This window comes from Streptomyces sp. DvalAA-14, assembly GCF_900091855.1.
Lineage (GTDB): Bacteria > Actinomycetota > Actinomycetes > Streptomycetales > Streptomycetaceae > Actinacidiphila.
In genome coordinates, this window is the sequence record NZ_FMCH01000199.1 from 23,462 (window position 1) to 31,934 (window position 8,473).

At 72.8% G+C, this 8,473-nt stretch carries 7 protein-coding genes; 6 read left to right on the plus strand and 1 reads right to left on the minus strand.

Going from position 1 to position 8,473, the window contains the following annotated elements; translation table 11 throughout:
* Nucleotides 1-30: 30 nt before the first annotated feature.
* On the minus strand, nt 31-1,464 hold the full coding sequence (locus GA0115240_RS10090; RefSeq protein ID WP_093736325.1) for an ABC transporter ATP-binding protein: 1,434 nt from the start codon (nt 1,462-1,464) through the stop codon (nt 31-33).
* A 307-nt stretch (nt 1,465-1,771) separates the two neighbouring features.
* Here GA0115240_RS10090 and GA0115240_RS37965 point away from each other — a divergent pair, with 307 nt between their 5' ends.
* The 6 genes from GA0115240_RS37965 (at nt 1,772) to GA0115240_RS10120 (ending at nt 8,094) form a co-directional block, all read left to right on the plus strand.
* A complete protein-coding gene (locus GA0115240_RS37965; protein WP_093736326.1) occupies nt 1,772-2,515 on the plus strand; it encodes a DedA family protein in 744 nt (247 codons plus the stop codon).
* Between the two features lie 7 nt (nt 2,516-2,522).
* Nucleotides 2,523-4,154, plus strand: coding sequence for a threonine/serine ThrE exporter family protein (locus GA0115240_RS10100; protein ID WP_256069639.1), 1,632 nt, complete (start codon nt 2,523-2,525; stop codon nt 4,152-4,154).
* 221 nt (nt 4,155-4,375) lie between these two features.
* Nucleotides 4,376-5,776, plus strand: a complete 1,401-nt coding sequence (locus GA0115240_RS10105; RefSeq protein ID WP_093736328.1) for a glutamate decarboxylase — start codon at nt 4,376-4,378, stop codon at nt 5,774-5,776.
* Nucleotides 5,777-5,910: 134 nt separating this feature from the next.
* The gene (locus GA0115240_RS10110; protein WP_093736329.1) at nt 5,911-6,126 is read left to right on the plus strand and encodes a dodecin; all 216 of its coding nucleotides are present in this window, start codon (nt 5,911-5,913) and stop codon (nt 6,124-6,126) included.
* 190 nt (nt 6,127-6,316) lie between these two features.
* Nucleotides 6,317-7,144, plus strand: a complete 828-nt coding sequence (locus GA0115240_RS10115; RefSeq protein ID WP_093736330.1) for a ParA family protein — start codon at nt 6,317-6,319, stop codon at nt 7,142-7,144.
* Nucleotides 7,144-8,094, plus strand: a complete 951-nt coding sequence (locus tag GA0115240_RS10120) for a ParB/RepB/Spo0J family partition protein (protein WP_093736331.1) — start codon at nt 7,144-7,146, stop codon at nt 8,092-8,094. The genes GA0115240_RS10115 and GA0115240_RS10120 overlap by 1 nt, the downstream gene beginning before the upstream one ends.
* The last annotated feature ends 379 nt before the right edge of the window (nt 8,095-8,473 follow it).

An 8,473-nucleotide genomic window follows, 5' to 3' on the forward strand; every position in this document is an offset into this window, starting at 1 on the left:
CTCCCTCCCCCGGGGTTCCGGGATTCCGGCTCACTCCAGGCGTGGCTGCCGTACCGGCGCCGGGCAGATCCGGTTGCCGTCCTGGTCGAAGACGTAGAGGTAGGCCAGGTCCACCAGCAGCGGTACCCGGTCGCCGCGGCGGACGCGGATGTCGGGGCCGGTGCGGACCACCAGGTCGCCGGTCTGCGTCTCCGGGCCGCCCATCGGGCGGTCCATGACGGGGATCGGGCTCTGGCCGGGGCTGTGCGCGGGCCGGGGCGGCGGCGTGTCACCGTTGCCGGCGGCGTGGCTGCCGGGGTGGCCGCCGGCGTGGTCCCGTTCCATCACCGACGCCTGGAGCCGCCGGGCCGCCCCCCGGGCCAGCTTGCCGATGCCGTTGGAGCCGCCCGCGGCCCGCCGGGAGCCGGCCCGGGAGCCGGGTCCGCCGACCGGGCGGGGCGCTTCGAGTTCGGGCACCAGGGCCGGCCGCGAGCCGGTGTTGAGGTGCACCAGCGACTCGTGGCCCTGGTACTCGATGTGCTCGACGATGCCGCTGAGCACCACTTCGCCCGCGTGCGCCTGACTGGGCTGGGCGATCCGCACCGCCTCCGAGCGCAGGCCGACGATGATCCGCCGGCCCTGCTGGATCCGCAGCATCTGATGGTCGTAGTTGAGCGGCTCGGGCAGTCCGAGGCGCTGGCGGCCGAAGTCGATCCACATTCCGCCGGTGAGCGGCGCGATCACCATGGCCTGGAGCAGATTGATCCGCGGTGTGCCGACGAAGGCCGCCACGAACACGTTCTCCGGCAGGTGGTACGCCTCGCGGGGGCTGCTGATCTGCTGGAGCACGCCGCTGCGCATGATCGCCACCCGGTCGCCGAGCGACATCGCCTCGGCCTGGTCGTGGGTGACGTAGACGGTGGTGACCCCCATGCCGTGGGTGAGCCGGGCGATCTCGGCGCGCAGGTGCGCGCGCAGCTTCGCGTCCAGGTTGGACAGCGGCTCGTCCATCAGGAAGACGGAGGGGTGGCGGGAGATCGCGCGGCCCATGGCGACGCGCTGCCGCTCACCGCCGGACAGCTGCCCGGGGTAGCGGTCGAGGATCTCCTCGATGCCGAGGATGCGGGCGGTTTCGTCGACCCGCGGGCCGTGCTGTTCGCCGGGCATCTCGAAGCGCAGCGGGAAACCGATGTTCTCCCGGCTGGTCATGCTCGGGTACAGGGCGAAGTTCTGGAAGACCATCGCCATCTTGCGGTCGCTGGGCGCGAGGTCGTTGGAGTACTCGCCGTCCAGCAGCAGTTCGCCGGTGGTGATGTCCTCCAGCCCGGCGATCATCCGCAGCACGGTGGATTTGCCGCAGCCCGAAGGGCCGAGCAGCACGAGGAACTCTCCTGGTGCGATGTCGAGCGAAAACCTGTCCACGGCCGGCGACGGCTGCTTCGGGTAGTACTTGGAGACTTCGTGCAGAGTGATGGCGCGTGTCATAACGGGAGCCGCCAGGGTGGTCGGACGCGGTGACGGGGCACGTGGGGGGTGGAATTCAGGTGGTGCGGGGCAGGCCGGCCCGGCCGGCCATGTCCGAGGTGGCAGCAGTGCCGGTGGGGCCGATGATGTCGGTGGTACCGAATATGTGTGATGTGCATGACGTGCCTGACTTGCTGCGCTTGCCGTAGTTCCTGCGGGACTTGCCAAACTTGTGATGGTGCGTGGATGACGCTGCGGCGAAGGTAGTCCACCTACCACTGCTTGCGGAACGTTTGTATCAACACAGGATTGATACTTTTGGACAGTGATGAACCTCGCGCTCGGCCCGAGCTGGCTCGACCCCGACCACTTGATCAACACCTACGGCCTGTGGGGCGTGCTGCTGATCGTGTTCGCCGAGTCCGGCCTGCTGATCGGTTTCTTCCTGCCGGGTGACTCCCTGCTGTTCACGACCGGTCTGCTGGTGGCGTCCGGCACGCTGCACCAGCCGCTGGCGCTGGTGGCCGCCGCGATCGCGGTGGCGGCGGTGGCCGGCGAGCAGGTGGGCTATCTGTTCGGGCGCAAGGTGGGGCCCTCGCTGTTCGGGCGGCCCGATTCCCGGTTGTTCAAGATGGAGAACATCGAGAAGGCGCACGCGTTCTTCGAACACCACGGCCCGAAAGCGATCGTGATGGCCTGCTTCGTACCGGTGGTGCGGACGTTCACCCCGATCGTCGCGGGCGTCAGTCGAATGAACTACCGCACCTTTGTCACCTTCAATGTCATGGGCGGGACGATGTGGGGGGCCGGCGTCACCCTGCTCGGCTACTGGCTCGGCCAGATCGCCTTCGTCCGCAAGAACATCGAGGCGATGCTGGTCCTGGTGGTGCTCATCTCGGTGGTGCCGCTGGGCATCGAATTCCTGCGGTCGCGCGGCAAGGCGAAGAAGGCCGGCGCCCTGGGCGAGGGGTCGGGCGAGGCCGTCGCTGCGGCCTCGGCGCTCCCGGTCGACGGTTCCGACCCGCTGGCCCCCGCCGCGCGCGGCGGCCGGCACCGGGCGCAGAAGCGCTGATGAGGAAGTGAACGGCGCGGGGCCGGACACCGGTAACGGGACGGGCGGCGGTAGCAGCAGGGGAAGCCACGGGACGGGCACGGCCTCCGGTAGCGGTCCGGGCGGCGGCACCAGTGGCGGCACCAGTGGCGGGACGGGCGCGGGTCGGGCGGCCGGCCCCGTCGCCGGCCTGCCCGCCGCACCGGGTCCGGGCACCGCTTTCACCCCGCCCGAGGGCATACCCCAGGTGGTGCTGCCGCCGGACGACGCCCACTGGCAGGACCGGATGCGGGCCATCGTCCGGCTGCCCGCCACCGAGCGGCCGGTGCCCCGGGTCCCGCCGGCCCGCGCGGAGTCCGGGCCCGGCGTCGCCGTGCCGCGGGTGCTGGACCTCACGCTGCGGATCGGCGAACTGCTGCTGGCCGGCGGCGAGGGCGCCGAGGACGTGGAGGCGGCGATGTTCGGCGTCGCCTACGCCTACGGGCTGGCCCGGGTCGAGCCCGCCGTCACCTTCACGCTGCTCGGCATCTCGTACCAGCCCTCGCTGACCGAGCCACCGCTGACCATGAGCCGTACCGTCCGGCGGCGCGGCACCGACTACACCCGGCTGGCCGCGGTCTTCGCCCTGGTGGGGGCGATCACCGAGCACGAGGTGACGCTGGAGGACGCCTACCGGCGGCTGGCCGGCATCCGGCGCAACCGGCACCCGTACGACAGCTGGGCGCTGACCGGCGCGGCCGGGCTGCTGGCCGGGGCGGCGAGCACGCTGGTCGGCGGTGGTCCGATCATCTTCGTGGCGGCGGCGCTGGCCGCGATGCTCGGCGACCGGCTGGCCTGGCTGCTGGCCGGTCGCGGGCTGCCGGAGTTCTACCAGTTCGCGGCGGCGGCGATGCCGGCTGCCGCGATGGGCGTGGTGGTGGACCGTTACGGCCACTGGATACCGGGCGCGAACGGAGTGCAGTCCTCCGCGGTGATCACCGGTGGGCTCTTCGCGCTGCTGCCCGGCCGGGCACTGGTGGCGGCCGTCCAGGACGGCCTGACCGGTTTCTACATCACCGCCTCGGCCCGGCTGCTGGAGGTGATCTACCTCGTCGTCGGCATCGTCATCGGCGTGACGCTGATCCTCTACGCCGGGGTGTCGCTGGGCGCCGATCTCGATCCGGACCAGGCGCTGCGGGCCTACGACCACCCGTGGGTGCAGCTGGTCGCCGCGATGGTGGTGACGCTGGCCTTCGCCGTCCTGCTCCAGTGCGAGCGGAGCGTGCTGCCGCTCGCCACCCTCAACGGCGGAGTCGCCTGGACCGTGTACGGGGTGCTGCACCAGCGGGCCGGCGGCAACCAGGTGGCCGCCACCGCCGCCGCGGCCGGGCTGGTCGGCCTGTTCGGACAGTTGCTCGCCCGCTACCGGTACGGATCGGTGCTGCCCTACGTCACCCCGGCCATCGGCCCGCTGCTGCCCGGATCGGCGACCTACTTCGGGCTGCTGGCCATCACCCAGCACCACACCGACCAAGGGTTCACCCAGCTCACCAAGGCCGCCGCGCTGGCCCTCGCGATCGCCGTCGGCGTCAACCTCGGCAATGAGATCGCCCGGCTGGCACTGAAACGCCCCGGGGCGGAGCCACCGCGCAAGGCCGCGAAGCGGACCCGGGGCTTCTAGGGCCTGACGACTCGCGTCCGGCCCGTGGGTGGGGACCGTCGGTAGGGCGCGACCCCGGGTCCGGTGAGATCGCCCCGGTAGGGAAGGCTGTCCTCTGACGAGGCGCCGGCCGGTCGCGACAAGCTGCAAGGCGTACGAAATGCCCGTAATGTCGCGTCCGGCGCACGTCTCGTCCCACGGCGTACAGCTCGGTACCACCGTCCCCGCCGAGAGGCCCCAGCATGTCCCTGCACCAAGGCTCCAGCTCGGCCCGCGAGCTCTCCGTCAACCCCTTCTTCGGCGCGGCCGACCCGGTGGGCGGGATGACCACCGCGCCGCCCAAGCACCGGCTGCCGGACGGCCCGATGACGCCGTCCGCCGCCTACCAGCTGGTGCACGACGAGCTGATGCTCGACGGCAGCGCGCGGCTCAACCTGGCCACCTTCGTCACCACCTGGATGGAGCCCGAGGCCCGGGTCCTGATGGCGGAGTGCCTCGACAAGAACATGATCGACAAGGACGAGTACCCGCAGACCGCCGAGATGGAGCGGCGCTGCGTGGCGATCCTGTCCGACCTGTGGAACGCGCCGGATCCGGACGCCACCGTGGGCTGCTCCACCACCGGCTCCTCCGAGGCCTGCATGCTGGCCGGCCTGGCGCTCAAGCGGCGCTGGGCCAAGCGCACCCCGGGCTATCCGGCGACCGCCCGCCCCAACCTGGTCATGGGCGCCAATGTGCAGGTGTGCTGGGAGAAGTTCTGCGCGTTCTGGGAGGTCGAGCCGCGCCTCGCGCCGATGACCGGGGACCGGCTGCACCTGGACGCCGAGTCGGCGCTGGCCCTCTGCGACGAGAACACCATCGGGGTCGTCGCCATCCTCGGCTCCACCTTCGACGGGTCCTACGAGCCGGTCGCCGACATCTGCGCCGCGCTGGACGCGTACGAGGAGCGGACCGGCACCCACATCCCGGTGCATGTGGACGGCGCCTCCGGCGCGATGGTCGCGCCCTTCCTCGACCAGGACCTGGTGTGGGACTTCCGGCTGCCGCGGGTCGCCTCCATCAACACCTCCGGGCACAAGTACGGGCTGGTCTACCCGGGCGTCGGCTGGGCGCTGTGGCGGGACGCGGAGGCGCTGCCGGAGGAGTTGGTCTTCCGCGTCAACTACCTCGGCGGTGAGATGCCGACCTTCGCGCTCAACTTCTCCCGGCCGGGCGCCCAAGTCGTGGCGCAGTACTACACGTTCCTGAGGCTCGGCTTCGAAGGCTACCGGGCGGTCCAGCAGACCAGCCGGGACGTGGCCACGTCGATGGCCGCGCGCTTCGCCGCCATGGACGACTTCCGGCTGGTCAGCGGGGGAGACGAGCTGCCGGTCTTCGCCGTCACCACGTCGCCGGACGTGACGGCGTACGACGTCTTCGACGTGTCGCGGCGGCTGCGCGAGCACGGCTGGCTGGTGCCGGCGTACACCTTCCCGGCCAACCGCCAGGATCTGGCGGTGCTCCGGGTGGTCTGCCGCAACGGCTTCTCCCAGGACCTGGCCGATCTGCTGATGGACGACCTGGACCGGCTGCTGCCCGAACTGCGGGCCCAGTCCCAGCCGTTGCACCGGCCGGAGAGCAAGGCGACCGCGTTCCACCACTGAGTCGCCCGGCCGGGCCCGCCACCTGCCGTCCTTCGGCACGATTCCACCCGTTCCGCCGCAATCCGCTGTATCCGCCGCAACCCGCTCCAGTCCGCTCCAGTCCGCTGTATCCGCTGATCCAGAGGGAGACCGTCATGGCCGATCACACCTACCGCGTCACCGAGATCGTCGGCACCTCGCCGGAAGGCGTCGACGCCGCCGTGCGCAACGGCATCCGCCGGGCCGCGCAGACCCTGCGCGGACTGGACTGGTTCGAGATCACCCAGGTCCGCGGGCAGATCGTGGACGGCGAGGTGGAGCACTACCAGGTCGGACTGAAGGTCGGTTTCCGGCTGGAGGAGACCGAGTAGCGGTCCCGGACCCCCGGGTGGCGGCGGGCCCGCCTCCACCCGGGCGCGGGTCCCCGGCATCCGGCGAGCACCGTGCGACAGTGAGCGTTACGTCCGATTTGTCAGATTCTTCGGCGTCACGTTCGGCACAGTTCGGCACTGTTCCGTACTGTTCATCGGCGTTCGTCGCGCTCGCTCCGGGAGACCCGCTGTGGCCCATGTCCATGTGATCCTCAACCAGAAGGGCGGCGTCGGGAAGTCGACGCTCACCGTCAATCTCGCCGCGGTCACCGCCGATGTGCTGGGCCGCGGCGATGCCGTGGCCGGCCGCGTCGGGACCAGCCGCGTCGGGACCAGCCGGAGCGCGTCCGGCGGCGGCACGGTTCCCGGTGGCGGCGCCCAGGTGGTGGCCGTGTCCATCGACCCGCAGGGCTCCGCGGTCTGGTGGTCCGAACGGGTCGGCGACGGGCTCCCCTTCGACTTCGTGCAGGCCCACGACGACCTCACCGGGCTGGCCGCGCTGCGCGAACTGCCGGGCGTACGGCATGTGTTCGTGGACACCCCCGGGTGGCTGGGGGTGCCGGTCGCAGCCGGCGGCGACCCGCTGGGGACCGGCCCGGCCGCGGACGCGCTGCGGGCCGTGCTGGACAGCGCGGACGACGTGATCGTGCCGATCGAGCCCGAGCCGCTGGGCTTCGAGCCGACGCAGCGCACCGTGGAGCAGGTGATCGCGCCGCGCGGGCTGCCGTACCGGGTGGTGGTCAACAACTGGGACCCGCGCGACGGCCGCGCCGACCTCGAACAGACCCAGGCGTTCATCGCCGCCCAGGGCTGGCCGGCCGCCCGGACCGTGGTCCGCCACTACAAGCTGCACACCCGGGCCAGCGCCGACGGCCTGGTCGTCACCCAGTACGCGGCGAACCGGACCGCCCTGCAGGCCCGTGAGGACTTCTTCCGGCTGGCGCTGGAAGTCGGGCTGGGCGCGCCGCCGCTGCCCCGGGCCCGGACCGCCCGCGGCAAGGCCGGAGCCGTCCGGTGATGGGGCGGCGGACCGATCTGGCCACGCTGCTCGGCGCGGGCGGCTCGCCCGGCAGCCTGGTCGGGGCCGCGGCGGACGCGATGGCCGGCGCCGCGCCGCCGCCCCGCCACCCGCACCCGGTGACCGTGCCGGTCGGCGCGCTCGCCCCCAATCCCGGCAACCCGCGCGCCGAACTGCGCGACCTGGCCGGGCTGGCGGACACCCTCCGGGAGCGCGGGGTCCTGCAACCGCTCGGCGTCGTCCCCCGGGCGGACTTCCTGGCCGCCCACCCGGAGCACCGGGCGGCGGTCGGCGCGGCCTCGTACGTGGTGCTGCACGGTCACCGCAGGCTGGCCGCCGCCCGGCTGGCCGGGCTGACCGAACTGCCCGTGCACGTACGGACGGACGCGTCCCGCACCGATGAGGACGCGCTGATCGAGAACGTCCAGCGCGACGACCTGACCGAGCTGGAGCAGGCCCAGGCGCTCCATGGCCTGATCAGCGCGTACGGCTGTTCGCAGCGGGAGGTCGCGGCCCGGATCGGCAAGTCGCAGGGCTTCGTCTCCCAGCGGCTCGCGCTGCTGAAGCTGAGCGACGAGCTGCGCGCGGCGCTCGCCGACGGCCGCCTGACCGTCGAGGACGCGCGGCGCATCGCCCGTCTGCCGCGGGACGCCCAGAGCATGCCGGGGCCGCGGAGCGCCGAACCCGGTCCGGCCGCCCGATCCGCCTCGACGTCCGGGCCCGCCTCGACGTCCGGGCCCGCCTCGACGTCCGGGCCCGCCTCGTCGTCCGGGCCCGCGTCGTCCTCCGTGTCGTCCGCCGCGGCTGCGGGCCGCCGGGAGCCGTCCGGGCCGGCCGGCCCGATCACCCTGGACCCGCGCTCCACCCCGGAGGCCCTCGCGGAGACCCTGCGGCGCCACCTGTCCCCCGTCACCCTCGACCGGCTGGCCGCGCTGCTGACGGCCGGCTAGCGGGGCAGCGGCGGGGCGTGGGGGCGGGGCCGTCGGGGCGGGGCGTGGGGCGGGCGTAGCGGCAAGGGCGCCCGGCCGCCGCCGGTGGCGGCCCGGTATGGGCCGTACGGGGGTGATTTCGGCCGGGGAGGGGCCCGGACGGGTCACGTGTGGTCGCGTGGACCGACAATGCGTCAAATCCTCTTGTCATAGAGCGGGTCAAGACGCCGGACTCCTGCCCAGCCGTTCGGCCTCCCGCGCCGTGGACGCCGACGCATTCCCGGGAGCCCGTCATGAGCCATCTGGAGCCGCCCATCGCGTCGCCCCCGCCGCCGGGGGCGCAGCCACCCGGCCCCGCGCCCGGCCCGGGGCCGTCGGGCCCCACCCCCTCGCACATCCC